The sequence below is a fragment of the Streptomyces sp. RG80 genome (genome assembly GCF_040446465.1).
In the GTDB taxonomy this organism is placed as follows: Bacteria; Actinomycetota; Actinomycetes; order Streptomycetales; family Streptomycetaceae; genus Streptomyces.
This window is the reverse complement of the sequence record NZ_JBEAAJ010000006.1, coordinates 313,650-339,928: the sequence shown is the minus strand read 5'-3', so window position 1 is coordinate 339,928 and position 26,279 is coordinate 313,650. Positions and strand designations below refer to the sequence as shown.

The 26,279-nt window shown below is 73.0% G+C and carries 19 protein-coding genes; 13 read left to right on the top strand and 6 right to left on the bottom strand.

The window, feature by feature from the left end:
• Positions 1-49: 49 nt before the first annotated feature.
• Positions 50-1,249, top strand: coding sequence for a serine hydrolase domain-containing protein (locus ABKA17_RS22325; RefSeq protein WP_353693932.1), 1,200 nt, complete (start codon positions 50-52; stop codon positions 1,247-1,249).
• On the opposite strand, the gene ABKA17_RS22320 is transcribed toward ABKA17_RS22325, so the two are convergent.
• Positions 1,222-1,896, bottom strand: coding sequence for an NADPH-dependent F420 reductase (locus ABKA17_RS22320; protein WP_353693931.1), 675 nt, complete (start codon positions 1,894-1,896; stop codon positions 1,222-1,224). The two genes, ABKA17_RS22325 and ABKA17_RS22320, sit on opposite strands and share 28 nt — an antisense overlap.
• 71 nt (positions 1,897-1,967) lie before the next feature.
• Between ABKA17_RS22320 and ABKA17_RS22315 the strand changes: the two genes are divergently transcribed.
• Complete coding sequence (locus ABKA17_RS22315; RefSeq protein ID WP_353693930.1) at positions 1,968-2,324, top strand: winged helix-turn-helix transcriptional regulator; 357 nt, start codon at positions 1,968-1,970, stop codon at positions 2,322-2,324.
• A 37-nt stretch (positions 2,325-2,361) separates the two neighbouring features.
• Positions 2,362-3,342 (top strand): threonine ammonia-lyase, encoded by a 981-nt coding sequence (locus ABKA17_RS22310; RefSeq protein WP_353693929.1) that lies wholly within the window; start codon positions 2,362-2,364, stop codon positions 3,340-3,342.
• A 33-nt stretch (positions 3,343-3,375) separates the two neighbouring features.
• Here ABKA17_RS22310 and ABKA17_RS22305 read toward each other — a convergent pair whose 3' ends face one another.
• Positions 3,376-4,533, bottom strand: a complete 1,158-nt coding sequence (locus ABKA17_RS22305; RefSeq protein WP_353693928.1) for a serine hydrolase domain-containing protein — start codon at positions 4,531-4,533, stop codon at positions 3,376-3,378.
• Between the two features lie 200 nt (positions 4,534-4,733).
• Between ABKA17_RS22305 and ABKA17_RS22300 the strand changes: the two genes are divergently transcribed.
• Positions 4,734-5,210 (top strand): hypothetical protein, encoded by a 477-nt coding sequence (locus ABKA17_RS22300; RefSeq protein ID WP_353693927.1) that lies wholly within the window; start codon positions 4,734-4,736, stop codon positions 5,208-5,210.
• Positions 5,211-5,240: 30 nt separating this feature from the next.
• Here the strand turns inward: ABKA17_RS22300 and ABKA17_RS22295 are convergent, their stop codons facing one another.
• Positions 5,241-6,446, bottom strand: coding sequence for an MFS transporter (locus ABKA17_RS22295; RefSeq protein ID WP_353693926.1), 1,206 nt, complete (start codon positions 6,444-6,446; stop codon positions 5,241-5,243).
• A 486-nt stretch (positions 6,447-6,932) separates the two neighbouring features.
• On the opposite strand from ABKA17_RS22295, the gene ABKA17_RS22290 reads away from it, so the two are divergent.
• From ABKA17_RS22290 to ABKA17_RS22255, 8 genes are all read left to right on the top strand, one after another.
• Positions 6,933-7,580, top strand: coding sequence for a hypothetical protein (locus tag ABKA17_RS22290; RefSeq protein WP_353693925.1), 648 nt, complete (start codon positions 6,933-6,935; stop codon positions 7,578-7,580).
• 74 nt (positions 7,581-7,654) lie between these two features.
• A complete protein-coding gene (locus ABKA17_RS22285; RefSeq protein ID WP_353693924.1) occupies positions 7,655-8,128 on the top strand; it encodes a hypothetical protein in 474 nt (157 codons plus the stop codon).
• Positions 8,129-8,417: 289 nt separating this feature from the next.
• Complete coding sequence (locus ABKA17_RS22280; RefSeq protein ID WP_353694231.1) at positions 8,418-10,439, top strand: DUF1996 domain-containing protein; 2,022 nt, start codon at positions 8,418-8,420, stop codon at positions 10,437-10,439.
• Positions 10,440-10,717: 278 nt separating this feature from the next.
• A complete protein-coding gene (locus ABKA17_RS22275) occupies positions 10,718-11,584 on the top strand; it encodes a DUF4132 domain-containing protein (RefSeq protein WP_353693923.1) in 867 nt (288 codons plus the stop codon).
• A complete protein-coding gene (locus ABKA17_RS22270; protein ID WP_353693922.1) occupies positions 11,581-16,485 on the top strand; it encodes a DNA-binding protein in 4,905 nt (1,634 codons plus the stop codon). Before ABKA17_RS22275 ends, ABKA17_RS22270 begins: the two co-directional genes overlap by 4 nt.
• Positions 16,486-16,595: 110 nt before the next feature.
• Positions 16,596-17,756, top strand: coding sequence for an ATP-binding protein (locus ABKA17_RS22265; protein WP_353693921.1), 1,161 nt, complete (start codon positions 16,596-16,598; stop codon positions 17,754-17,756).
• A complete protein-coding gene (locus ABKA17_RS22260) occupies positions 17,753-21,319 on the top strand; it encodes a vWA domain-containing protein (RefSeq protein ID WP_353693920.1) in 3,567 nt (1,188 codons plus the stop codon). Before ABKA17_RS22265 ends, ABKA17_RS22260 begins: the two co-directional genes overlap by 4 nt.
• On the top strand, positions 21,316-23,184 hold the full coding sequence (locus ABKA17_RS22255) for a hypothetical protein (protein ID WP_353693919.1): 1,869 nt from the start codon (positions 21,316-21,318) through the stop codon (positions 23,182-23,184). The genes ABKA17_RS22260 and ABKA17_RS22255 overlap by 4 nt, the downstream gene beginning before the upstream one ends.
• Before the next feature lie 49 nt (positions 23,185-23,233).
• Here the strand turns inward: ABKA17_RS22255 and ABKA17_RS22250 are convergent, their stop codons facing one another.
• The gene (locus ABKA17_RS22250; RefSeq protein WP_353693918.1) at positions 23,234-24,226 is read right to left on the bottom strand and encodes a helix-turn-helix transcriptional regulator; all 993 of its coding nucleotides are present in this window, start codon (positions 24,224-24,226) and stop codon (positions 23,234-23,236) included.
• Between the two features lie 112 nt (positions 24,227-24,338).
• Here ABKA17_RS22250 and ABKA17_RS22245 point away from each other — a divergent pair, with 112 nt between their 5' ends.
• Entirely contained in the window at positions 24,339-24,761 is a 423-nt protein-coding gene (locus ABKA17_RS22245; RefSeq protein WP_353693917.1) for a VOC family protein, read from the top strand.
• Between the two features lie 88 nt (positions 24,762-24,849).
• Here the strand turns inward: ABKA17_RS22245 and ABKA17_RS22240 are convergent, their stop codons facing one another.
• Positions 24,850-25,803, bottom strand: a complete 954-nt coding sequence (locus tag ABKA17_RS22240; RefSeq protein WP_353693916.1) for a hypothetical protein — start codon at positions 25,801-25,803, stop codon at positions 24,850-24,852.
• A 3-nt stretch (positions 25,804-25,806) separates the two neighbouring features.
• Positions 25,807-26,187, bottom strand: a complete 381-nt coding sequence (locus ABKA17_RS22235) for a hypothetical protein (RefSeq protein WP_353693915.1) — start codon at positions 26,185-26,187, stop codon at positions 25,807-25,809.
• Positions 26,188-26,279: the final 92 nt, after the last annotated feature.

The window sequence follows — 26,279 nt, the reverse complement described above, 5'->3', positions numbered from 1 at the left end:
GGGTGGTGACGTGGCTGCCCCGCCCCAGACCTGGAAGAGGCACCGAGACGTGAGACGTACCCCCGCCCGCCGTGTCCTCTCCGCAACGCTGCTCGTGGCGTCCGTACTGGCACCGATGGCAGCGGCCCCGGCCACTGCTGCCCCGGCCGTGCCACCCTCTCGGACCGTGGCCGCCGACTGCCCTCCGCACGGATTCGACCGTGAGCTGACCGCGCGCCTGGACAAGGCCATCGAGAAGGTCCGCCGACAGGCCGGGATCCCCGGTGTCGTCGCCGGGCTGTGGATGCCGGGCAAGGGCAGCTACGTCCGCGCGACCGGAGTCGCCGACACGGCCACCCGCGAGCCGATGACCACCGGCGTGTACACCCGGATCGGCAGCGAGACCAAGACCTTCACGGTCACCGCGCTGCTCGAACTCGTCGACGACGGGCGGGTCGGACTCGACGATCCCATCTCCCGCTACATCCACGGCGTGCCCCGCGGTTCGCGGATCACGCTGCGCCATCTCGCCGAGATGCGCAGCGGCCTGTTCCCGTACACGGCCGACGCGACCTTCCAGCACGACCTGCTGAGCGACCCGCGGCGGTCGTTCACCCCGCGGCAGGTGCTGGCGTACGGCTTCAAGCACAAGAACACCTCGGCGCCTGGCAAGAAGTTCGAGTACTCCAACACCAACCTCGTCCTCCTGGGGCTGGTGGTCGAAAAGGTCAGCGGGCTCCGTCTGGCCGACTTCCTCGACCGACGGGTGCTGCGCCCCGCCCGTCTGTCCCACACGCTGCTCCCCCGGGGCTTCGAGTTCCCCCTACCGCACTCACGGGGCTACACCAACCAGACGCTGACCGGGGAGGTGACCGACAGCACCGACTGGAACCCCAGTTGGGCATGGGCGGCCGGCGGGATGATCTCCGACCTGCACGACCTGCGCCGCTGGGCGAAGATCGTCGCCACCGGCACGCTGCTACGCCCCGAGACCCAGGCGCAGCGCCTCAAGACGCTGCCCACCGGCATCCCCGGCACGAGTTACGGCCTGGGCATCTTCGACAGCGGCGGCTGGATCGGGCACAACGGCTCCATCCCCGGATACCAGACGGTCACCGTCTACCTGCCCTCGAAGAAGGCCACCCTGGTCCTGATGATCAACACGGACATCGCGTACCAGGGCCAGGAGCCGTCCTCGCTGCTCGCCCGGGCGATCACCGAGATCGTGACCCCGGACAACGTCTACGACCGAGCGCTCCCCCGGCCGTAGTGGGCCGGGCCGGCCGCGTAGGCCAGTGGCGGTGCGATCGCCTGGGCGTCCGCCTCCTCGCCCACCCACAGCGCGATGAACAGCGCCGCGGTCGCCTCCAGGAGTCCCGCTCGGTCCAGCCTGCCGCCGGCCACGGGTGCGCAGCCCACATCGCGCACCAACTCGCGTACGCGCGCGAGGGCCGACTCGTCGTCGCCGCAGACCGGTACGGCCAGCGGCCGCCCGTCGAACACGGGCGGCCGCATACGCCACACGTCCTCGTGACAGAGGTTGAAGGCCTTGACCACATGGGCTCCCGGTGCCGCCGCGGCCAGTCGCTGGGCAGCCGAGGGGCCGCCTTCCGTCAGCAGCCGGAAACCCGGGCCGATCGGGTTGGAGCAGTCGATGAGCGCCTTGCCCTCCAAGGCCGCGCGCAGTTCCCGTACGACGTCCTCCCCCGGCCCGAAAGGCAGCGCGGCCAGCACCACCTGACCGGACTCGGCCGCCGCGCGCAGCCCGTCCGCCCTCGCGCCGCCCCCGATGCGCCCGGCGAGCCGCTCCGCCCTGGCCGCGTCCCGGCCCCCGATGGTCACCTGGTGCCCGGCGCGCACCCAGTGGGTGGCGAGCGCGTCGGCCATGTTGCCCGTTCCCAGCACGCCGATCCTCATCACGCGTTCCTCTCCTGCCGGTTCGACGGTTCATGCCGACGCTAGAGAACCGTTCGGGCACCATTTGGTGCGTGACGACCGACGCCTTCCTCGCCGACTGCCGCGCCCGCCTCGCCTTCGACCTGCTGTCGAACACCTGGAACGCCGTCGTGCTCTGGGCGCTGCGCGACGGCCCCCGGCGCCCGACCGAACTGCGGGAGCGGATCGGGGGAATCAGCTCCAAGGTCCTCACCGAGACGCTGCGCCGCCTTCAGTTCAACGGGCTGGTGCACCGGTACGCGTCCCCCGAGGCACCGTCACGCGTCGAGTACGAACTCACCGCTCTGGGACGGACCTTGCTGGCCCCCATCGACGCCGTCGGCGCATGGGCCTTCGAGCACGGTGACGAGGTGATGGCCGCCCAGGAAGCGGCCTGCGATTCCGCGTAGGGTGCGTCCCGTTCCTCTCCCGCTAGGCTGCCGTGCCGTGCAGAAGACCCGCCTCGAGACCGAACGGATTCGGGCCGCTCGCCGGATGATCGACCCGGTCTTCCTCGACACGCCGCTGTACCGCTGCGAGGCACTGGAGCCCGAACTCGGGTGCGCGGTGAGCATCAAGCTCGAGACGGCGAACCCGGTCCGCAGCTTCAAGGGCCGTGGCACCGAGGTGGTCGCGAGCCTGCTCGCCGGCGGTGACTCGCGGGCGGTGGTGTGTGCCAGTGCCGGCAACCTCGGTCAGGCCCTCGCCTGGTCCGGTCGCGGCCGGGGGCTCGATGTCACCGTCGTGGCATCCCGTTTCGCGACCGCGGCCAAACTCGATCGCATCCGCGCGCTGGGCGCCGAGTTGGAGCTGGTGGACGGCGACCACGAGATGGCTCGCGAGCGGGCGGCGGCCATCGCGCGGTACGAAGGCATCCGGCTCGTCGAAGACAGCCTGGACATCGAGACCTGCGAGGGCGCGGCGACCATCGGGCTGGAACTGGTGGACAGCGCCGCGTCGTTCGACACCGTCCTCATCGCTCTCGGCGGCGGGGCGCTGGCCACCGGTGTAGGTCACGTCGTGAAGGACTTCGCGCCGGACGTGGAGGTCGTCTGTGTCCAGCCGCTGGGCGCACCGGCGTTGACCCTGTCCTGGCGTCAACGACGCGTGGTCACCACCGACGCGACCGACACCATCGCTGACGGGGTCGCCGGCCGGTTCCCCATCCCGGCGGTCCTGGACGACCTCCTCCTGGTCGCCGACGACGCCGTCCTGGTCCGGGAGGAGTCGATCATCGCCGGTATGCGGATGCTGTTCGACCACGCCGGCCTCGTGGTCGAGCCGTCCGCCGCGCTCGGCATCGCGGCGATCCTGGAAGACCGTGACCGCTTCGCCGGCCGGCACGTGGTCACCGTCTTGTGCGGCAGCAACGTGGACGTGGACGCCTACCGCCGCTGGATCGGCCCGCCCGCCGCCCGTCCCTATTGACCGGCCTCTCCCCGAAACGCCACGTCCAAAGGGTCAACCGAGCGCCACGCTCCTCCAGAAGTCCCGCATCAGCGGTGTCGGGGTCGGGCTCTCCATCGCGACCTGTGTGAGAAGGATCGCGACCGTGCCCGTGGACGGAACGACATGTGCCGTCGTGCCCGTGCCGCCGACCCAGCCGTAGCGGCCGGGGACGTTCCAGGGGTCGGCCGCGCTGATGTCGACCTGACCGCCGTATCCCCATCCCTGACCTTCCAGGAAGAGGGTGGCGTTGCCGCGCTGGGCGGGCGTGAGGTGGTCGGTGGTCATCCGGGCAACCGAGGCGGGGGCGAGCAGGCGGCGCCCGCCCGCCTCGCCTCCGTTCAGCAGCATGCGTGCGAAGGCCAGCCAGTCGTCGGCGGTGGAGACCAGGCCCCCGCCGCCGGAGTGGAAGCGCGGGACACGGCTCCACTCCCCGTCCGGGGTATCCACCATCTCCAGGGTGCCGTCCGGGGACGGGCTGTAGGCCGAGGTGAAGCGGTGGCGCTTGGACTCGGGGACCTCGAAGGCGGTGTCGTTCATGCCGAGCGGCTCGAAGATCCGTTCCTTGAGGAAGTCGGGCAAGGAGCGGCCCGACGCCCGGGCGACCAGGATGCCCTGGAGGTCGGAGGAGGTGCCGTACAGCCAGGCGTCCCCCGGCTGGTGCAGCATCGGCACCCGCGACAGAAGGGCCAGCCAGGTGTCGGCGTCGGGCCAGTCCTGGAGCGCGCGGCCGTCCTTCTGGACCGTGAACAGGGACTGCACCGCGGGCAGCGAGAAGTCGTCCGGGAAGCCCCAGCCCGTGCGGGAGCTGAGCAGGTCCTCGACGGTGATCGGACGGGCCGCCGGGACGACGTCCTCGACCGGGGCATCAGGGGTACGCACCACGCTCGGCTTCGCCAGTTCCGGCAGCCACGTCTCCACCGGCGAGTCCAGGGCCAGGCTCCCGTCCTCCACCAGCATCAGGACCGCCGCCGCCGTGATCGGCTTGGTGATCGAGGCGATACGGAAGAGCGAATCCCTCGCCATCGCGGCGCCGCCGGCGGTGTCGACCGAGCCGGCGGTCACGACCTGGACGTCGTCACCGCGGGCCACGAGGCCGACGGCGCCCGGCACCGTTCCGGCGTCGACATACCGGTGCAGAGTGGTGTGCAGTGTGGTGTGCGGCGTGTTCATCGGTGGCCTTCCGGTCGGCTGGTCGTCACGGTTCGACTTCGACTCGACTTACGGCTGATCGTCGCGGGTACGACTCCCGGGGCGGCGAAAAGTCATCGGCCACGTGGCTGCCGTGCTCCGTTCGAGTGGTGTGTTCAGGCCCTCGGTCGTAGCGTCGGAACCGGGACATCCCTCGGCGAGCGGGCAGCGGGGAAACGGCCATGCACATACGCGCACTCACCACGACGATCGCCCTCTTCGCGGCCGCCACCCTCGCCACCGCGGCAGGCACACCGACCGAGGCCCGGTCGGCCCCGGCACCCGCCGCGCAGACCGCGCAGGCCGCACCGCAGGGCGTCGATGTTCCGGTGCTCGTGGACTGCCTGTGGCATCCGGAAGTGCGGCCGGTCGACTTCATGCTCGCCTGCGGTGACGGCAACAGCCGTCTGGCCTCGCTGCATTGGTCCCGCTGGGGCACGGACTCGGCGCGGGCCGAGGGTGTGAACTGGGTCAACGACTGCAAGCCGTACTGCGCCGCCGGCCGCTTCCACGCCTATCCGGTGACCGTGACGCTCGACCACCCGCGGCCGTGGAAGAAGCGGCCTCAGCTTTCGCACTACTCCCGGATCACCCTCGTGTACCCGGACGGTCGGCCGGAGCAGTTCTCACGGACCGTGTCCTATCCGCTCTGGGACTGAACCGCCCGCTCCCCACGACCGGCAGCACTTCTACCGACCGGCGGTGACCTGCTCGGTCTGCGCGCCCGACGACGTGATCACCTCGGAGCGTCGGCCGCCCCGGTCCATGACGCCGCCCATGAACGCCAGCCCCAGCCCCGCCACGCCCAGGGCGGCCCCGACCAGGGCGGGCGAGGCCCAGCCCCAGCCCGCCGAGATGGCGAGACCGCCGAGCCAGGCACCGCCCGCGTTGGCCAGGTTGAACGCGGAGTGATTGGAGGCCGCCGCCATCGTCGGGGCGTCCTTCGCCTTGGCCATGAGCAGGATCTGCACGGGCGTGGTGATGAGGGCACCCATCGCGCCGATGAACGTGATCGTCAGCAGAGCGGGAACCGTGCTGTGGACGGTGAAGTAGAACAGCACCAGCGCGGAGGCCAGCAGGGCGAGCCCCGCGTACAGCGTCGGGCGCAGGGCGCGGTCCGTGAGCGGGCCCGCGATCAGGGTGCCGAGCGTCATGCCGACGCCGTAGAGCGCGAGGACCAGCGTGGTCGAGGAGTCGGACAGGCCCGTCACGTTCGTCAGCATGGGCACCAGGTAGCTGTAGACGGCGAAGAATCCGCCGAATCCCACGACCGCGGTGGCCAGGCCGATCACCACCTGCTTGTTGCCCATCGCCCGCAGTTCGTGCCGGACGCCGGACTGCTCGCCACGGGGCTGGTGGGGAACGAACGCGGCCAGCGCGGCGAGCGCGACGACGCCGATCACGGCCACCGCGACATAGGCGGACCGCCAGCCCAGCTGCTGTCCGAGGGCCGTACCGGCCGGTACGCCGACGATGTTGGCGACGGTCAGGCCGAGGAACATCTTCGACACCGCCCGTGCGGCCCGGTCGGAGGCGACCAGGCGCGAGGCGACGACCGCGCCCACGCCGAACAGCGCTCCGTGGGGCAGGCCGGCCAGGAACCGCGCGGCGAAGAGGAGCCCGAAGTTGGGGGCGAGCGCGGACGCGACGTTGCCGATGACGAACAGCCCGGACAGGAGCAGCAGCAACCGCTTGTGGGGGATCCGCGCGCCGATGCCGGTCAGCACCGGGGCACCGACGACGACACCCAGGGCGTAGGCGGAGACGATGTTGCCGGCCTGCGGCACGGAGACGTCGATCCCGTCAGCGATCTGGGGCAGCAGTCCCATCGTGGCGAACTCGGTCGTGCCGATGCCGAAAGCGACAACAGCCAGGGCCAGGAGAGCCAGTGGCATGGCGCAGCAGAACCTTTCAGAGGAAGCGGTGCGGAAAAAGCGCGGGAACAGGGGCGCGGCCGCGGCAGTGCGGCTCCTCAGGCCCTTCAGGCCCTTCACGCCCGGCATCGTTGCCCGGCGCCCCCCCCAGGGCATGGTGAACCCGCAACCAGTGCAGCAGCCGAACGGCGCCAGGCATTCCAAGATCTCGCCCCGCGCCCCATGATCCATGTCACATCGCTACGACGATCATCTGCCGCCGGTCCGGGCAGAGCGCGGAATCAGCACGACAGCGCACTCAGGGTCCACCACTCGGCGCTCGCGCCGCCCAGTGCATCCGTGCGCCCGGCCGCGTGGCCGGTTCCCGCCCGCCGGTCGAGCATTCGTTCGCCTCGCGGGGTAGTCCTCCGGCATCGGCGGAAGCAGATGCAGGGGGCTGACACTGTGGCACGCCCGTTATGGACGTCCGATCCGACTGAGGAACAGCGTCACTCGAAACGGGACACGGTGCGCAGGCTGCGTGCCCAGGGCCGCTACGGGCCCAGGTTCCGCGATGTCCTGCCCGCCTTCGCGGTTCTGGCGACGGTGGTGTGTTCGGTCGTGGCCGGCCTCGTCGTGGGTTCGCGGGTCGTCGGCCTCGTCGTGCCGATCGCCGGCGTCCTCCTCCTCGCGGCCGTCCTGGCCATCGGGATCAGGCGCCGCCGCCCGGACGCCCGACGCCGTCGTGGGCACTACACCCCGCAGGAACTGTTCGAGCTCGACATCCAGGGGCTGGCCCTGGCGGTGGCGCGGATGCTGCGCCGGGACCACTGGCAGGTGCGGCTGCTCCCCGCGCCGGACCGGCCGCGTCTGTGTGCCCGGCACGCGGACGGCCGCCGGCTCGACGTGGCCTTCCGGCCGGTGGCGGAGCCGCTGCCCGACGAGGCCCTGCCCCACCCTCACACCCATCGGGAGAACCCGGAGACGCTCCTCCACCTGGTCGTCCACCGGGGCACCTTCCAGGCCCGCGACATCCGGTGGGCACGACGCGAAGGCGGAACCTTCCTACTGGACAGCACGGGGTTGCGACGCTGGGCGGAGGGGGCGTGCCTCGACGAGTTGCTGCCGAAAGACCCGAGGGAGCCGAGAGAACCAGGAGAACCGAGAGAACGGTGAGGCATCGCGGGGAGGTGCTCCGCGGAGCAAAAACATGGCGCGCGGATCGACGGCCTCATGCCTTACTGGCTGCCATGGTGGAGCGTTTCCCTGAGATCACGTCCGTGGCGGAGTTCATCCGGCTGCGGGAGAGCGAGGACCCCGCCGAGTACAGGCGCTCGGCGTGGGCGGCGATGGCGTTGCCCCTGTGGTGGGACCTGGTGCGCAACCATCCCGACATGCGGTTCTGGGCCGCGCACAACAAAACAGTGCCGACGGAGATCCTCGCGGAGCTGGTCAAGGATCCGGACTGGCGGGTCCGGGACAGGGTGGCCGGCAAGCGACGCTGTCCGCCCGAACTACTGGAACGGCTGGTCGACGATCCCCATGACGCCGTCCGGCGGGTCGTCGCGGGACATCGTCACTCGCCGCGCTGGGTGGTGGCGCGTCTCGTCGATGATCCGTGGCCGGTGATCGCGCAGGAGGCCCGTGCCCGGCTTGCCGACTGGCCGTCCGAGGGGCCGGCTGTGGGACCGGCCGCGGGACCGGCCGCCCCGAGCGGGGAGTAGCCCTCCGGCCTTCTCCGTTCGGGTTTCCGGTGTACGGGCTTCCGGGCCGTGATCGTCCACCTTCACGGAGCAGGTCAGAACGGGTCTGTGGCGTCCGACGGCACCTGTGCCTCCTATGAGGGTGCTGTGAATTTCCGAGTCGGTTGAACAGGCGTGGTGCCGCATCCGTATGGGACCGGGGGATTTCCATGCCGGGACGGACGACACGCGCAGGAGTACTTCCGTGGGACGCAGCAATCGCAGACGCCCAACAGGTGCGCGGCGGGCGACCTTTGCCGCCGTGGCTCTCATGTTGGGGGGTGGTGGCCTGGTCGCCGCGAATGTCTATGCCTCGGCGACCGAAGACGGCACCGGGACCAGCCAGTCGTCCGACGGTCGTTGGGGTGCCGGTACGATCGGCTGCCCGGACGTGGGAGACGCGTTGACCAGCGTGCCGGACGGCGTGCGGGCGGACGTCGACAAGGAACTCGCCCTGCTGGACCAGCAGACGGCTCAGGCGTACCAGTCGTTGCAGGCACCGGCGGTGCGGGACCGTGAAGCCGCCGAGAGCGAGATCATGAACCCGCTGGCGGAGAACCGGGCCGCCACGATCCAGCGCATAGCCGCCGCTCTCGAGCGCGCGGGCGAACGCCCCGAGGGCCTCGACGAACTGGCGGCGTGCACCCTGCGCCAGTCCGACGACACGGCCGGCGGGGACGACGGCGCCCAGGACGGGCAGGAGGGCCAGGAAGGCCAAGACCAGAACGGCCAGGGCGACCAGGGAGGTCAGGGCGACCAACAGCAGGGCAACGGTGGGCAGTCCGGCAACGGTCCCGTCGCCGCCGACTACGCCGACATCACCAACGCCCCGCCCGCCGCGCAGTCCCCGAACCCCGGGGCCGACGCCTCCCGCGGCACTTTCGTCACCAGCTGCGGTGTGAACGCCAACGGCCTGTTCAACTCGGACAACGTCATCGTCGCGCCGGGCGTGTCCAACGGCGCCCACCACTTCCACGACTACATCGGCAACCAGGCCAACAACGCCTTCGCCGACGACAACGAACTGGCCAACGCCGACACCAGCTGCGTCGACCAGGGCGACAAGTCCACCTACTACTGGCCCGTCCTGCGCCTGCAGAACGGCACCCAGGAGCAGGATGCGAACGCCCCGGGCGGCGGCATCGAGGGCAACGCGGGCGAGATCGTCACGCCCAAGGAGGTCACCCTCACCTTCGTCGGCAGCCCGAACAGCAAGGTCACCGCCATGCCGCGGCTGCTGCGCATCATCACCGGCGACGCCAAGGCGTTCGTCAACGGCACCGCCAACGCCAACGCGTCCTGGAGCTGTACCGGGTTCGAGAACCGGCAGTTGAAGGACAAGTACCCGGTGTGCCCGCAGGGCAGCGACGTGGTCCGCACGTTCAAGTTCCAGAGCTGCTGGGACGGTCGCAACATCGACAGCGCCAACCACCGCACCCACGTGGCGTTCGCCCAGGCCGACGGCGCCTGCCCGGCCGGCTTCCAGGCGATCCCGCAGCTGGTCCAGCGCATCGTCTACGACGTCGACGCGCCGAGCCTCCAGGACGGCGGCCGCACGACGCCGCTCTTCGCGGTGGACGCCTTCCCGGAGCAGCTGCACAAGCCCGTCACCGACCACGGCGACTTCATCAACGTCTTCGACGAGGGCCTGATGAACGAGATGGTCGGCTGCATCAACGAGGGCCGTAAGTGCGGCGTGGGCGCGAACGAGGAGCCCGGCTCCGGCGACAACGGCAACGGCGGCAACGGCGGCAACGGCGGCAACGGCGGCAACGGCGGCAACGGCGGCAACGGCTCAGACGACGGTGCCGACAACGGTTCTGGCAACGGCTCGGACGATGGCTCCGACAACGGCTCGGACAACGGCTCCGGCCAGGAACCCGGCTCCGGCTCCGATTCCGGTTCGGAAGACACCGGCGGATCCGACGACAAGCCCCAGGAGCCGCAGCCGACACCGACCGCCGAGGAATCGACCGGCGCCGGTGACGAAGGCACCGCGCCCGCCGAGAACGAGCCGAAGACGTACACCTCGCCCTCGGCCACCCAGCGGCCCGCCACGCAGTCTCCCGACGCCACGTCGTACCCGCAGGACGACAACACGGCGAGCGCGTCGGAGAGCGCGTCCACCGGGGGTGCCGTGGCGCAGCCTCCGGCCGACGCCCAGACCGAGCCGCAGGGCGGCAAGGGCAGCCTCGCCGAGACCGGCACCCAGTTGTGGCCGGCCGCGGCCGGGGCGGTGCTCCTCGTCTCCGGGTTCGTCCTTCTGCGCCGCACCAGGCGCCGGTACATCTGACGCGGCCCTTCGATTCGCGTACTGCACGGGGCACAGGCCGGTTGGCCGAAAAACCCCGTGCGGTACGCGCGTCCGCGCACCGCCGGTCACGGCCCGCGGCACTGCCGTAGACGCTCCTCGCCGCCCGCGCATCCCCCTGCCGAGACGGCGACCGCCCGCTCCCGGGGCCGATTGTCAGTGATCGCCGCTAACGTTCCTCGCATCGTCGCACTGGCGCCGGGAAGTCCCGGCTGAACTGTGCTTTCTTCTTGCTGTCTTGATGCGGAAGGCGGGGACTCGTGGGTTGGCTCTCGGCGGGTGACGGGTATGAAGTCGCCCTGGTGGACGGACGGGTGGCGGCACGCGCCACCTCGGGCCGGGCGGCGGGGCGGCAGTTGAAAGCGCTGCCGCCCGCACTGCGCGACCATCCGGAGGTGGACCGGCTGCGGCGGTTCGCCGAATGGCTGGATCGGCACGCCACGGCCTGCGTCGCGCAGGTCGACTCCTGGATGGTGTCGTCGTTGCCCGTCCCCACCGCTCTGCTGGCCCGGGTGTGGCCGGACGAGGCCTGGCAGTCCGCGCTGCGTGACATGGCCGTGGTGGGCGACGACCCCGACGAGGTCGGCTTCCTGCGAGGGGCCACCGAGGACGGCGAGCTGCGCGTGGTGAACCTGGACGGCGAGACCGTCCGGCTGTCCCCGCGCACGGTCACGCTTCCGCACCCGGTGCTGCTCCCCGACCTGGACGACATCCGGGAGTTCGCGGCGGAGCTGGGCATCGTGCAGCGCGTCGAGCAGATCCACCGGGCGACGTGGACGCGGCCCGTTGACCTCGATCCCAAGGCCACCGAGATACGGGAGTTCACCGGCGGCTCGTTCCGGTCCCGCTTCGCCCTCGCCGCGCGCGCCAGTTCGCTCGGCTACCGGGTCTCCGGGGGCTACTCCACCGCCCGGGTCCGTGACGGCGGGCGCACCGTGGAGGCCTCGGTGTGGATCGGCGAGCCGTACTGGGAGGACACCGTGGAGACCGGCGGTCTCACGTGGCAGGACCAGGACGGCCGTGCCCTCCCGTTGCGGGAGGTGGGGCCGGTGGCCTGGTCGGAGGGGATGCGGATGGCCGCGGCGCTGTATGCCGGGCGCGTGATCGAGGAGGGCAAGGACGCATGAGCGGGGGGACGCGGGTGTCGTACAAGGAGCTGCTGGCGGCGGGTGCGGTGCTGCCGCCGGACACCGAGGGGGCCGGCGAGCGCGCGGTGCCGCTGACGGCGCGCGCCTACCGTCACCCCGGTCTGGACGACCGTGTGGTGGTGCGGCTGGTGGCCGGTGAACTGGGGGCGGCCGAGGATCTCGCCGCCGGGTTCCTGGGGATGGAGCCGGACGCCGAGCCGGCGGTCGTGGGGCTGGGGCTGCGCCAGTCGTTGGGCTTCCCGGAGTGGGTGCTGGTGCACCACCCCGAGGACGGCCACCACGCGCTGGGGGTCGTGCCGGACCTGGAGCGGGCGGCCCGGCAGGCCAAGTCCCGTCCGAAGGCGGCCATGGACGCCTGTCTGGAGCTCGGTCAGCGGCTGGCCGCGTCGGTCCCGCACTTCCTGCCGACGTTCTACGAGCAGGCCGGGCGGGTGTTCCTCGCCGAGGAGAACGCCACCTACGCCGCCCAGTTGTTCACCCGCGCCCGCAAGGCCGAGGCGGAGCACGGGCTGACGGTGCAGGAGGAGCGCCTGGACGCGGTGTTCCTGGAGTTCGCGCTGGCCGGCGCGCTGCCGGTCAAGGTGCTGTCCGCGTACGTCAAGGAGCTGACCGCGCGGGTGTCTGCGGAGGAGGCGCTGCGTCGCTTCACGCGGTTGTGCCTGCGTCGTACCGCGGGTGGTCTGCCGCCGTCCGCGCAGATGGCGAACGACCTGCGCAAGCTCGCCCGGGCCGCCGGCCAGGACGCCGACCGTGCCGAACAGGACTATCTGGCCGAGCTGCTCGGTCTGCCGGCGACGCTGCGTGCCGCGGCCGGCTGGTGGAAGGGGCATCGGGCGGCCCTGGTGGCGCTGGCCGAGCGGGACCGGCGGGTGCGCGGTGCCCTGCTGGACATGCTGCCCACGAGTGCCGACGACGAGATGCCCGCGATGTGGCTCCAGGTGCTGGAGGCCTCCGGCGCCTCGGCCGGGCTGTGGGACGGCTCCCTGCCCGCGGAGGAGCGGCCTTCCGGCGGCACCGCGGGCTGGCTGGAGCGTTTCCTGGTGTTCCGGGAGCGGGCTCGGTCCTGGCGTGGCTCCACCCGGATGCCGGAGCTGTACCCGCTGGTGGAGCGGGCCGCGGACCTGCTGCGGGCCGAACTCACCGCGTCCGGGCGGGCGTTGAAGGTGCTGCACGACATCGACCTGATCGACCTGCTGCTGTCGTTGAAGGTGCCGGTGGCCGCCCCGGACAAGGGCGAGCATCTGCCGCTGATGGCGTGGGCCGTGGGCGAGGGGCAGCGGGACCTGGTGCTGTTCGGAGCCGACTCCCGCTTCCGTGACGCCTTCCTGCGGGGCGCGGACCACTTCCACAACAGCGACCAGGGGCTGCGGGCCATCCGTCTGCTGGCCGCGTCGCCCGGCGGCCGCCGCTGGCTGACGGAGTGGGTCAGCTCGGTCGTGCAGCGGTTCACCGCGGTCGGTCTGCCCGGGCTGCCGAACGCGCTGACCCGGCTGGGCTGGCTCCCCGCCGAGGCGCTGGCGCTGGCCGAGGACGACGTACGCGCCGCGGTCGGCACCGACCTCGCACCCGTGCTGGCGCGCACCCTGCGGGCCGGGCTCTTCGACGAACTGGGCTGGCCCGCCTGGGAGGAGGCGACCGCCGACCTCGTCCCCAAGGGCCAGGTCGAGGACATCATCGTCGCCGACGCCTGGCCCCACCTCGTCGTGGCCGGCAAGGCGCAGGCCCGGGTCATCGGCGCCGACGGCACCCTGCTCACCCACGATCTGCGGCTGCCCGCGAACGACGTGTCGGGCGACCCGGGTTTCCACCACGTGGACGGCGAGCTCCTCGTGTACTGGAACTCCCGCAAGGACGGTCTGCGCGGCTATTGGCACTCCCGTGCCGACCGCGTCGAGTCCCTCAAGGGACCGCACGCCACCCGCGGCACCGAGATGGACTGGTACCGGGGCGACTTCCCGATCACGCTGCCCCTGCCGGGCGGCGGCCGGACCACCGGCCACGGTGTCCTGCACGCCGGGGACACCACCCTGCCCGAGGAACGCCAGGTGCTCTTCGACGGCTCCTCCTACTGGGTCTGGCACGCCGGCTCCGAGGACCGCGAGACGCACGGCTGGTACGAGTTCGACCCGGCCACGAACGAGCGCGGCCGCATGAGCAGGCCCGCCTTCCTGGCCGACGCCCTGCGCGACGCCCCCGAGGGCAGCAGCTTCGCCGACGGCCGACTGCTCCCCTCCCCCACCGCGGGCGCCACCCCGGCCAGTGCTCCGGTGAACGGCCTGGTGGGCCTCCGGGTGGTGGAACTGCCCGACGGCTCACGGCGTGCCGAGGACCTCGCCGGACACACCGTCACCCTGCCCGCCGAGGTGGGTGTGCCGAGCGCGCTCGTGGTCTTCCCGGGCGCCGAGCGGGCCACCGCCGTCGTGCGCAACAACTGGCAGCTCAACCTGGTCGACGCGGACGGTGTCGTCACCGCCTGGGGCCAGTGCGACCGTACGCCCGGTCTCTTCGGCGACGGGACCCTGCTGCTGCCTCCCGTGCAGTACTGGGAGTGCCTGACCCCGCGTGACCCGGAGGGTTCCAAGGCGCTGCGCGGCCTCGACCGGGACACGGCCGAGGCGTTGCTGGCCGCTGCGGCGCGCGGCAACGCGGAAGGGCTGTCCGACGCGATCCGCGCCCTGCTTCCCGTCACCCACGACGCTCTGGTGAAGGGCATCGCCGGTGTCACGCGCTTTGCCGCGGCCCAGCAGGCCGTCCTGGACGCCGCGGCGGACCGGCTCACCCGCGCCCTCGAAGGCAACCTGGAGGACGAGGGCCCCGCCGGACCGACGGACGGCGCGCTGGTCAAGGCGATGAACGGACTCGGCGCGTCGCGGGGCTACTGGTGGAACCGCGACGACGAGACCGACTGCGTCTTCCGCGCCCTGCGCGTGCTGGCCCGGGCCGCGGGGCTCGCCGAGCCCTCCCTCGCCGACCGGCCGGACGCCCGACTCCACCTCGACGGTCACCGGCTGCCCACGGGACAGCCGGAGTTGGACACGCTTCCCGAGCGGGCGAGTGCCCTGGCCTACCGGGCAGCCGTCGCCACCACCACCGAGGAGCACCGCGAGACACTGCGCACGCTGCTCGCCGCGTTCGACCGCCTCGGGCTGGTGCCGGCGGCGTCCGGGCACTGGCGCCGGGTGCGTCTGCGGGTGGAGGCGGCCGAACTGCGCACGCCTTTGGGCGAGTGGCGCGAAGGGGCGTGGACCGGCCTGCTCCCGCTGCCCGACGGTGCGTTCATCGCGATCACCGGACGCCGCTCGCTCGAGGACGACGGCGGCACGTTCACCGGCTACTTCCACGACCCGTCCGGCCGGTTCGAGACGCCACGGCCGTACACGGCACTGGCATCGGAGCCGCTGGGCCAGGACGCGGACGCCGGACGCCTCGGCACGCTCCTCGCGGAGCTGGCCGAACGTGGCCCGGCGCCCTGGTTCCCGGAGGCCGCCGAGGAGTTCGCCCGGCGCACCGGGGTGACCGACACGATGGCCCGGCTGATCGTCGCCGGCCTGCCGGACATCGACGTCTACGAGCGGAGCTTCCTGAGCTCCGAGGCGCGCACCCTCATCGGGGTGAAGGTCGCCCCGGCGGCGGTCGCCAAGGACGAACTGCACGCCGTCGACGGCGCCGTGCGTTCCGCGGTGGTGGGCGCGCTGCTGCCCGCCGAGCCCGCACGCCTGTGGACCGAGGGCCCGGACGTGGCGGCGGCCACCGCGGTGTGGAACGACCGGCTCGGCAAGCGGACGGCTGTGCCCGAGGAACTGCTCGGCGAGGCGGGCCGCGCCTTCCGGCACGCCTCCTGGAAGATTCGGGAGGCGCTGCCCGCCTTGCTGGACCCGGCCGGTTCCCCGCAGCTCAGCCGGGATCTGGAGTGGGCGGTCAAGGGCGACCGGGTCCGGGCCGTCGGTGACGACACGGACGGGTTCACGGTGGAGACGCTGGTCGGCGCGATCGGCCTGACCGCCTGGCTCGCCCACCGGCTGCCCGCGGGCGACCCGATCCGGGCCGCGCTCCCCCCGGCCCTGACCGCCGTGCGCGAACGGCTGGCCCACCCGGGACTCATGCTCGACCTGGGGCGCTACATCAGCCTCCCCGACTTCCGGAAGACGGCCGGCGCCCCCACCGAGACCGGCCCGGGGTTCGAGCGCTACGGCGCGGTCGTCCTGGCCACCCAGGACGACCAGCCCGCCCCGGCCCTGCGGGTCGCCCTTCTCGACGAGGCGGGCCAGGACCCCTACCTGCCCGCGGTGCGCGTCGACAACCAGCGGCCCTACGCCGCCGAAGTGGCGCTGCGCCTGGTCCGCGACCAGCGGTTCGCCGCCCTCCTCGCGGACCCCGGCGCGCCGCTCGCGGGCGACCGGGACAAGAACGGCACCTGGTGGCCGCAGGACCCGAGCCGCTCGGTTCCCGAGCTGGTGACGGAGGCGGCCAAGGAGTACGGCCTCGGTGAGGACGCAGCCACGCTCTATCTGATGCTGCTCGCCATGCCCGATCCGACCGACCGCATGACGGCCCGCTGGACGGGCTGGAAGCCGGCCCGGCTCAAGGCGGCACGTGCCGAACTGGCCGCCACCGACCTCGTGGTCGAGGCCAACCGGACCCGGGCGGGACGCTCACTGTTCCTGCCCGGCGCCTGGGTCGAGCAGTCGACGCCGCGCGTTCCGCTGGAGCGCTGGAAGCTGCCGCTGTTCGGTGAGGTGACCGACGAGCACGTGCCGTTCGGCCTGATCGTGCCGTTCGAGCCGGCCGCGGAGCTCTACCGCCGGGCGTGGCAGCGCGTGCGGGACGGCGACGCTCCCCGCTTCGAGGAGCTGAGGGTGCGGCGCGGACGCCGTCGCTGACCCGCGCGGTCCCGGGGCGCCGCTCACCGGCGGCGCCCCCGCCCCCCACATCTGTCTCCATCTCCCCCACCCCGCACCGCCACAGACCGATCCATCGAGCAAGGACATCCATGCCCCTGACCGACACGGTGACGGCCCTCCCGGCCCGGCAGACGCTGCCCGCCGAAGAGCGTTTCGCCACCGAACTCGCCTTTCTCGCCGCCCACGACGACGGCCCCCGCCCGCCCGGCTGGCTGCTGACGCCCCGCTCCGTGATCACCTTCGTCTGCGGCAGCGGCGGAGAGGCCCTCAAGCTGCCCGAGGCGCCCGATCCGCTGCCCGACACCCTGGTCATCACGCCCACGTTCGTCGGTGAACGCGCCCTGGTGGAGCGGTGCGTGGTCACCCTCGCCGGAGAACGCGGACTGCTGCTCGTCGGCGAACCGGGCACCGCCAAGTCGATGCTGTCGGAGCTGCTGTCGGCGGCCGTCTGCGGCACCAGCGCGCTCACCGTGCAGGGCACCGCCGGAACCACCGAGGACGCCCTGCGCTACGGCTGGAACTACGCGCTGCTCCTCGCCCAGGGCCCGACCCCGCAGGCCCTGGTGGACTCGCCCGTGCTCGCCGCGATGCGCGCCGGGAAGGCCGCCCGTATCGAGGAGATCACCCGCTGTCTCCCCGAGGTGCAGGACGCCCTGGTGTCGATCCTGTCCGACCGGCGGATGAGCGTGCCCGAACTCTCCGGAACCGACGACGCCCAAGTCTCCGCCGCCCCCGGCTTCACCGTCATCGCCACCGCCAACCTCCGCGACCGCGGGGGCTCGGAGATGTCCGCCGCCCTCAAGCGGCGCTTCAACTTCGAGACCGTGCACCCGATCGCCGACGTCGAGGCCGAGACCGCCCTCGTCAAGTCGCAGGCCACGGCCGCCGTGGCGCGGGCGGGCGCCGCCTTCGGCGTCGACGACGCGGTGCTCGACGTCCTGGTCACCGTCTTCCGCGACCTGCGCGCCGGACGCTCGTCGGAGGGCTGGGACGTGGAGCGCCCGGGCACGGTGATGTCCACCGCCGAGGCGGTGCAGGTCGCCGTCTCCCTGGGCGTGGCCGCCGCCTATCTGCCCGGCGGCGACTCCCTCGACCTGGTCCCCGGCCACCTGCTGGGCGTGGTCCGCAAGGACGACCCCGCCGACCACGCCCGGCTGCTCGGCTACTGGGACGGCCCGGTGCGCCGCCGTGCCGAGGACGGCTCGGCGACCTGGCGCCGGCTGTGGGACCTGCGGGAGAACCTTCGGTGACACTCGCTCAGGAACCGAGGGCGGCCCTCGCCGCCCTCACCGACTCCGTGGTGCCCTATCTGCTGGGCGTACGGCACCACAGCCCGGCGCTCGCCGCCGCCGTGCCCGCCCTGTTGGACGCCTCCGGCGCCGAGGTCGTGTGCGTGGAGCTGCCCACCGACTTCCAGCCGTGGCTGACCCATCTCGGGGCGCCCGGCACTCTCGCCCCGGTCGCGCTTGCCGGGGCCGGCGAGGGCGGGCGGCTCGGCTTCTACCCCTTCGCCGACTTCACGCCCGAACTCGCCGCGGTCCGCTGGGCACGGGAGCGTGGCGCGGAGGTCGTGTGCTGCGACCTGCCGATGTCCGACCCGCGATGGCAAGCCGACGGCCCCGCACCCGTCGCGGACGACGGTGCGCGGGCCGCCTCGGCGCCCACGGCGTTCGCGGCGGCGCTCACCGCGGCCGGGACGGGACGGGACGGCGACGACATGTGGGACCGCAGCGTGGAGGTCCTCGCCCCCGGCTGCGCCCCCGAGGCCGTCCGCCGGGCCGCCCTCGGCGTCGGCTGGGCGCTGCGCCGCGACGCCGAGTCGGCGGGCGGGGTCCCCTCGGTGGACCTGGCGCGTGAGAACCATATGCGTGCGGTGATCGCCCGCGCCGCGGTCGGCGGACGCCGGGTCGCGGCCGTCGTGGGCGCCTTCCACGCACCGGCGTTGGTGGCAGCAGGGGCGGAGACTCACGACGCGGCGCCCGAGTCCGTCGTGGAGCAGCCGTCGGTCGTCGTCACGTCCCTCGTGCCGTATGCGTTCGATCTGCTGGACTCCCGTTCCGGGTACCCGGCCGGTATTCGCGACCCGCGATGGCAGCAGGCGGTGTTCACGGCCGGGGGTGACCCCGAGCGGCTGCACGAGGCCGCCGCGCGGGCGGTCACCGATGTGTGCCGTGAGCTGCGCGCGGCCGGACACGTCGCCGGCACCGGGGAGGCCCGCGAGACCCTGCGTGTGGCCTGTGACCTGGCCCGGTTGCGCGGGCTGGCGGCGCCCGGTCGGGGTGAGGTGCTGGAGGCGCTGACGACCGTGCTGGGCCAGGGTGAACCGCTCGGCCGCGGACGGGCACTGGCGCGGGCGCTGGAGGTCGTCCTGGTGGGCACCGACCGTGGCCGCGTCGCCCCGGGCACGCCCCGCTCCGGGCTCGGCCCGTCCGTCGAGGCCGAACTGGCGGCGCTGCGGCTGCCGGGCCCCGACGAGCCCGCCGCGCGCGAACTGCGCCTCGACCCGCTGCGTTCGGCCCTCGACGGCCGCCGCGAGACCCTGCTGCAACGGCTCGCCGTGTGCGGTGCCGGGTACGGCGAACCGATCCGGGTGTCGGGCACGGGGGACGGGGCCGCGCTGACCACCCGGTGGCGGTTGTCGTGGACGCCGGCCGTCCCCGTCCGGCTGGATCTGGCCGGCATCCGGGGTGTGACCACGGCCCTGGCCGCCGAGGGCACCCTGCGGGAGACCTTCCGCAGGGAGGCGGCGGACGGTGGCCCCACCAGCGCCCTCGTGCTCGCCCAGCTCCGCGGCGCCGCCCAGTGCGACCTGCCCTCCCTGGTCGCCGAGCGGCTGGCCGACGCCGCCGAGGTGCTCCCCACGTGCGCCACCCTCCCCGAACTCCTGACCGCCCTCGACCTGTTGGAGGCGCTGCGGCGGGGCCACCTGCCCGGCGCTACGGCCAAGGGCCGGGAGGCGGCCGCCGAACTCGCCGCCGAACTACTGGAGTCGGCGGTACGGTCCCTGCCTGGCCTGGCAGGCAGCGACGATCCGCAGGACGCGGACGCGCTCGTGGCACTGGCCGCGCGTGCGGGTGAACACCGGCTCGGGTTGCGCATGGACGACGCGCTGGAGAACCTCGCCCGCACCGGCTCCCCGCTGCTCCAGGGGGCCGCGCTCGCCGCCCGGGTCATGCTCGACCTCGACGGCACGGACACTCTAGGCACCCGCGCGGCGGGCTGGATCGACACCGCCACCGGGCCCGGCGAACGGCACGCGATGAGCCGTCGGCTGACCGGCCTGCTCAGCGGTGCCGCGCCGCTGCTCCAGTCGGCGCCGACCGCTCTGGACCCGCTGCTCGACAGGATCGACACGCTCACCGACCAGGGGTTCCTCTCCCGGCTGCCCGCCCTGCGCGGTGGCTTCGACACGCTCAGCCCGGCGGGCCGCGACCGGCTCCTGGGCACGGTCACCGAACGCCTCGGCGACCGTCTCGACCTCTCGCTCGGCGCCTCACCGCGGCTGCTCGCGCTGTGGACCGCCGCCGACGCGGCGGGCCGCGCGGCCGTCGAGTCGCTGCGAGCGCCGCTGGGAACTGCCCTGCCCGCGGCCCAGAGCGCCCCGATCCGCACCGCAACGGACACCACCGACGCTCCCGTGCCCGCCCCACCACCGGCCGCGACCCGGCCCGACGGACCACCCGGCTCAGCCCTCCACCTCACGCCGACCGACCGCTGGCGACTCCTCCTCGGCCGAGAGAGCGACAAACTGCCGCAGAACGCGCTCCGTTACGCGCAGGCACTCGACGAGCTGTACGGCACCGGCCGGGGCGAGGGCTCCGCGGACCTCGGCCGGGAGGGCGGGCAGGGCGGCGGCCAGGACGCGTCCTTCCCTACCGCCCGCGAGTGGGCCGACGAACTCGACGCGCTGTTCGGCGCCGACGTCCGGGAGGAGGTGCTGGCACTGGCGGCCGACCAGGGCCGTAGCGACGTCCTGGCCGAACTCGACCCGAAGGCGGTCCGCCCCTCGGTCGAACTGCTGACGTCCGTGCTGTCCCTGGCCGGCGGTATGCCGGAACAGCAACTGGCCCGGCTGCGCCCGCTGGTGCGCCGTCTGATCGACGAACTGGCCAAGGAGCTGGCCACCCGGCTGCGCCCGGCACTGACCGGACTGGCCACACCGCGCCCCACCCACCGGCCCGGAGGCCGGATCGATCTGCCGCGCACCCTGCGGGCCAACCTCGTCCACACCCGCAGGACGGACGACGGCCGCACCCTGGTCGTCCCGGAACGGCCGGTGTTCAGCACCCGCTCCCGCAGGGAGGCGGACTGGCGGCTGATCCTGGTGGTCGACGTGTCCGGGTCGATGGAGGCATCCGTCGTCTGGTCGGCGCTGACCGCGGCCGTCCTGGGCGGAGTGCCCACGCTGAGCACGCACTTCCTCGCCTTCTCCACGGAGGTGATCGACCTGACGGAGCGCGTCGACGACCCGCTGTCCCTGCTGCTGGAGGTGCGGGTCGGCGGCGGCACGCACATCGCGGCCGGACTGGCCCAGGCGCGTTCCCTGGTGACGGTCCCCAGCCGGACCCTCGTGGTGGTGGTCAGCGACTTCGAGGAGGGATATCCGCTCGGCGGACTCCTCGGCGAGGTACGGGCCCTAGCGGGTTCCGGGGTGCATCTGATGGGCTGCGCCGCCCTGGACGACACCGGCACCCCGCGCTACTCGGTGCCCATCGCCCAGCAGCTCGTCGCGGCCGGAATGCCGGTCGCCGCCCTCAGTCCCCTCGCCCTCGCCCGCTGGGTGGGCGACCGCCTCCGCGGAGAGACCCGATGAACACCGACCTGCCTCCCGTCGCGCCCGAGGTGGTCGCCGCCGCCGTGGAGCAACTGACGTCCCGGCTGCGCAAGAAACTGGACGCCGCGATCGAGACGTACGCGACACTGCCCGTCACCGTCGACGGCGCCGTACGGCGCGTGCGGTGCGGTGAGGACGCCGAGGTCACCCTCACTCCCGGACCGTCCGGCGCGGTCACGGACGACGGCCAGGCGGAGTGCAGCTGTCTGCTCGCGCCCCGGTGCCTGCACCGCGCGGCAGTGCTCGGAGCCGCTCCGGTGGCCGACGCGGACACCGCTGCCGAGGCCCCGGATCCCACCCCCGAGGAGGGCGAGAGCCCGGCAGAAGGACCGGGCGAAGCCGCCGATACGCCCGTCCCCGACATACCGCCGACGGCAGGACCGACCGCGTCTCAGGTGGCGGCCGCGGCCGGACTGTGGACCGCGGCCGCCGCAGTACTCGCCGCCGGTGTGCCCGGCGCGGGCGCGGTGCCGCAGGCCGAGTTGCTGCGGGCCGCGCACACGGCCCGGCTCGCCGGGCTGTACCGCCCGGAGGCCGCCGCCCTGCGGGTGGTGCGCGCGGTGCGCGCGGCCCGCGCCCGCCACGACGGCCACCGGCTGGCCGATCTGGTGGCCGGTCTGCGCGAACTGCTCCTCACCAGCGGCCTGTTGGCAGCGTCCGATCCCGACCCGGCGCTGGTCGGCACCGCCCGGCGCGGTTACCGGCCGGGCGGCAGCCTGCGGGTGCACGGAGTGTGCCGGGAGCCGGTGATCTCGGCGACCGGCTACGGCGGAATCGTCACCCACGTCCTGTCCGACGAGGGGCGCTGGTTCTCCGTGGCCGACGTCAAACCCGGTGGTACGGCACGGGCGCGGGGTGCCGCCACGGCCACCGTCGCGCTCGGTTCCGGCAGCCTCGATCACGCGCAGCTCTCCCGGGGCGGGCTGTTGATCTCCGGTGCGACGCTCTCCCCGGACGGCCGTCTCGGCGCCGGCAAGGGAGTTCGGGCCACCCCCGTCACGGGCCTGTCCTGGACGTCGGGCCCGCTCGCCCGCCTGTTCTCCCGCCCCCTGGCCGAAACCGCGGCGAGGCGGTTGGAGGCCGCCGCGGTGACCGAGCCGGAGCAAGGCGGTCAGGCGGCCGATGAACTGGTCGGCTGTGACGTCATCGTCGTAGGAGCAGCCGAAGACCAGCTGTTCGCACGGGAGTTGCCGCCCGACGGGTCGGCCACGGAGGGGCTGCTGATCCGGCTGGTGCCGGCCAACAGCCATCCCGGCCTGGCCCATGGGGCCAACTTCCGCAAGCTGGCCTCTCGGCCGGGACTGCGGTTGCGGGTCGTAGGACGTCTCGACGCCACGCGCGCCGCGACGCTCCGGCCACTGGCGGTCGGGCCCGTGCCGGACGGCTCGGCGACGCTGCGGCTGCCGCCCGAGTGGGCGGGGCACGCGGATCTGGGCTACGACCGCCTGGAAGGCGCGCACTTCCCGCCGGCCGACGAACTGCCGTCGGTGGAAGGGCTGTCGGCGTTCCCGCCGGATCCAGTGACCGAAGCACCCCTGTGGCGGCTGCGACGGCTGGTCGAGGTAGCCGTGTCCGGGGGCCGCCGGGCCGCCGCCGAGCCCGCGCGTGACGGTGACCGGGCCTCCGGGGCGGCGGCGCTGCGGCGTAGCGGCTTCCGGGCGGCCGCGGAGCTGGCTGAGGCACTCGCCGCGGAGGCCGACCGGCGCGAGCGCGATGTGTTCGGCCGCACCCAGGAGTCCGATCCGGACGCGTACGCACGGAAGTGGCTCGCGGCGGCGGTCTATCTGTCCGGCACGGAACGGGCCCTGGTGGAGGCAACATGGCAGCCGTCACCGGTCACCTGACATCCAACGCCGGGAAACGCCGAGAGCTGAGGCCCGCCGCCGGGTCTCCTCAGGGTGATTGGGCCGGTCCTGGGCCGCCCGCGGCGCGGGTGCAGCGGGCGGCGAGGTCCGCGAACGCCGTCGCCAGCCGGGGTGGGCCGATGACCTCGATCTCGGTGTCGAAGCGGCTGAGGGTGGCGGCGAGTCCGGTCCATGACCAGGAGCCGAGGGTGAGTCGGCAGTGGTGGGGGCCGAGTTCCTCGACGATCCCGTCACCGGCGAAGGGCGCGACCTCGGCCGCCGGGCGGTGCAGGACGACTTCGCCCTGGCAGGGCCAGTCGGTGGCGGCGCCGTCGTTGCCGCGGAATCGGCTGGTGACGAAGGCGGAGACGCTGCCGCCGGGGAGTTCTCGGGGGCTGAAGCGGGGGCCGGTGGGGGTGCGGGGCCGGATGCGGTCGACGCGGAAGGTCCGCCAGTCCTCACGGTCGAGGTCCCAGGCCACGAGGTACCAGCGGTTGAGCCGGGTGACCAGGTGGTGGGGTTCCACTCGCCTGGTGTCGCCGGTCGAGGTGTCGTGGACCGGGGTGTGGTCGAAGCGCAGTTCCTCGCGGGCGTGAACGGCGCGGCCCAGGGCCGTCAGGACGTGCCTGTCGATCCGATCGGTGGCCGGGGCCGTGGGCGGCCGGACGGCCGTGACGGGCAGCAGGTCGATGCGATGGCGCAGTCGGGACGGCATGACCTGGCGCAGGGTGGCCAGGGCGCGGGTGGCGTCCTCGCCGACGGTGGCGTCGGCGGCCGCGGTCCGCAACGCCACGGCCAGGGCGACGGCCTGGCCGTCGTCGAAGAGCATGGGCGGCATGTGGGCGCCCGCGTCCAGACGGTAACCGCCCGCCGGTCCCTTGACGGTCGTGATCCGGTAGCCGAGTTCACGCAGACGGTCGATGTCACGGCGCACGGTGCGCGAGGTGATGTCGAGCCGCGCGGCGAGATCCTCACCGGACCAGTCACGGTGCGCCTGCAGCAGTGAGAGCAGCGCGAGCAGCCGGGAAGAGGTCTTGTGCATACGCTCCATCCTTCCCGCAGTACCGGACACATCCTGTCCGCTACCTCCGACATCGTCGGCACTCGAGCAAGCGCACACGTCATTTCGATCTTCTCGAGGCAGGGAGCAGAGCATGTCCGTCACGACCACCACACACCTGAACTTCCGGGGCACCGCACGCCAGGCGCTGGACTTCTACCGGTCCGTCTTCGGCGGCCGGACCGTCACGGTCACCTACAAGGACGCGGGCGCCGTCCAGAACGAGAACGAGGCGGACTGGGTGATGTGGGGCGAGGTCGCCGGCGACAACGGCTTCCACGTCATGGCCTACGACGTGCCCTCGCAGCTGCCCTGGAACCGGGGCGACAACCCGTTCTTCGTCTCCGTGCGCGGCGATGACACCGAGGAGATCTCCGCCCTGTGGGCCGGACTCGCCGAGGGCTCGACCATCGTGCGCCCGCTGGAGCCCGCGCAGTGGGCGCCCCTGTACGGGATGCTCACCGACCGTTTCGGCGTGACCTGGGTCCTGGACGTGACGGCCCCGTACAACGGCTGATCCGGCCGACCTGCCGTACCGCACCCATCGCACGCCCCCGCACGTACCGTCCGCCGCGCCCGCGGACGGCACGTGCGGGGGCGTGCCATCACGTCTTCTTGCGGAGCAGCCGGGTGATCTCCCGGCCGGCGTCGTGGGTGAGCCGTCTGCCCGTGCCGTTGCTGACGCCGAGCGCGGCGGCCAGCCTGCGTGCGTGCAGGTCGACCGTCGACTCGACGAGTTCGGCGAAGGTGTTGGCCGCTTCGCGCCCGCCCCGCCAGGCGCCCACCAACGTGATGGCCCCGGCCAGCGCGGCGGGCCACCACCACGGGGCCACCGCGAGATACATCAGGCCCCAGCCCGCGCGGCGGGCGGCGACACCGATGGCGTCCCGCGCCGACATCAGGTCCGCCCGAGGCGTCGGGGGCAGCAGCAGCCACAGGCGAGGCCACGCGGAGGACAGATCGATCCGGTAGGCGTCGAACACCCGGTGGTCGACGGCCACCAGCCGGTCCCCCATCCACGTGGGCCGCCGGGGCGGAGCGAGGGCGATGCGGTTGCGGGCCTCGTTCAGGGCGACGGTGTCCGTCTCGGCGGACGGCGTCCGGTCGGGGTCGAGATCGTCGAGTACGTCGAGATCCTCGAGGACGTCGGCTGCGGCGGCGCGGCTCAGTACGGCGCCGTGATAGCGGTCCCGGGCCTCGGTCCAGCGGCGCGAGCGGCGCCGCGTGAGCGGACCTGCGGCACGGTCCAGAGGTGCGGGCCACTCCCCCAGCCACAGCCGCTCGACGGCACCGCCCAGGAAAGAGGCGAGCATGCCCGCGCCCGCCGAGGCGGCCAGGACGAAGGCGGCGGCGAGGACGATCGTGCCGTTGGAGTGCGCGGCGGGACTCGCGGCCACCTCGTCCAGACGGTCCGTCAGGAGGCTTACGTCGAAGGCACCTCGGTGTCCCAGGACGGATCCGGCGGCGGCCACGGACACGTAGAGCAGACCGGGCAGGACGAGCAGCGAGACCCAGGTGTCCGCCAACTTCCCGCCCAGGGTGCCGAGAAAGGCCTCCACGGGTCAGAACTCCCTCAGTCGCAGCGGCAGTCCGGTGAGCTGACATGGCGGCGCGGCGGCCGCTTCGGGGATGTCGAAGGCGTGGATCATGCGGGTGCAGCGCGACTCCCTCTGGAGTGGGCAGAGGTAGAACTCCTCGACAGGGTGCCCGCCTTGCGCGTCAGCGAGGGCGGGAACGGTTCCGCGAAGCAAGCCGGGCATGCCGCACCGGCGCAAAAGATCCGCGGTCTGCCGCAGCAGTGTCGGCAGCTCGGCAGCGGGTTTCGCCAACTCCGCCAGGATGTGGTCCAGTTCGGCACGTAGGTTCTTGCGGTCCGCCAGCTGGCGCAGCCGGTCGGCCTGGTCGCAGATCCAGGCGAGTTGCCGGGCCTGTCGGTCGCTCATCACCGTAGTGTCCCCCGCATTTCGCCCGACCCGCCCTCGATCGACAACGCTTTCGTTCCCTCGCGTGTGGCCGTACCGTACTGGCAGGCACG

Coding starts and splice junctions, on each gene's coding strand:
- ABKA17_RS22295 (WP_353693926.1), bottom strand. CDS start 6,446: ATGCCACTGGCTCTCCTGGCCCTGGCTGTTGTCGCTTTCGGCATCGGC.
- ABKA17_RS22245 (WP_353693917.1), top strand. CDS start 24,339: ATGTCCGTCACGACCACCACACACCTGAACTTCCGGGGCACCGCACGC.
- ABKA17_RS22300 (WP_353693927.1), top strand. CDS start 4,734: ATGCACATACGCGCACTCACCACGACGATCGCCCTCTTCGCGGCCGCC.
- ABKA17_RS22305 (WP_353693928.1), bottom strand. CDS start 4,533: ATGAACACGCCGCACACCACACTGCACACCACTCTGCACCGGTATGTC.
- ABKA17_RS22255 (WP_353693919.1), top strand. CDS start 21,316: ATGAACACCGACCTGCCTCCCGTCGCGCCCGAGGTGGTCGCCGCCGCC.
- ABKA17_RS22280 (WP_353694231.1), top strand. CDS start 8,418: ATGTTGGGGGGTGGTGGCCTGGTCGCCGCGAATGTCTATGCCTCGGCG.
- ABKA17_RS22265 (WP_353693921.1), top strand. CDS start 16,596: ATGCCCCTGACCGACACGGTGACGGCCCTCCCGGCCCGGCAGACGCTG.
- ABKA17_RS22270 (WP_353693922.1), top strand. CDS start 11,581: ATGAGCGGGGGGACGCGGGTGTCGTACAAGGAGCTGCTGGCGGCGGGT.
- ABKA17_RS22320 (WP_353693931.1), bottom strand. CDS start 1,896: ATGAGGATCGGCGTGCTGGGAACGGGCAACATGGCCGACGCGCTCGCC.
- ABKA17_RS22285 (WP_353693924.1), top strand. CDS start 7,655: ATGGTGGAGCGTTTCCCTGAGATCACGTCCGTGGCGGAGTTCATCCGG.
- ABKA17_RS22235 (WP_353693915.1), bottom strand. CDS start 26,187: ATGAGCGACCGACAGGCCCGGCAACTCGCCTGGATCTGCGACCAGGCC.
- ABKA17_RS22250 (WP_353693918.1), bottom strand. CDS start 24,226: ATGCACAAGACCTCTTCCCGGCTGCTCGCGCTGCTCTCACTGCTGCAG.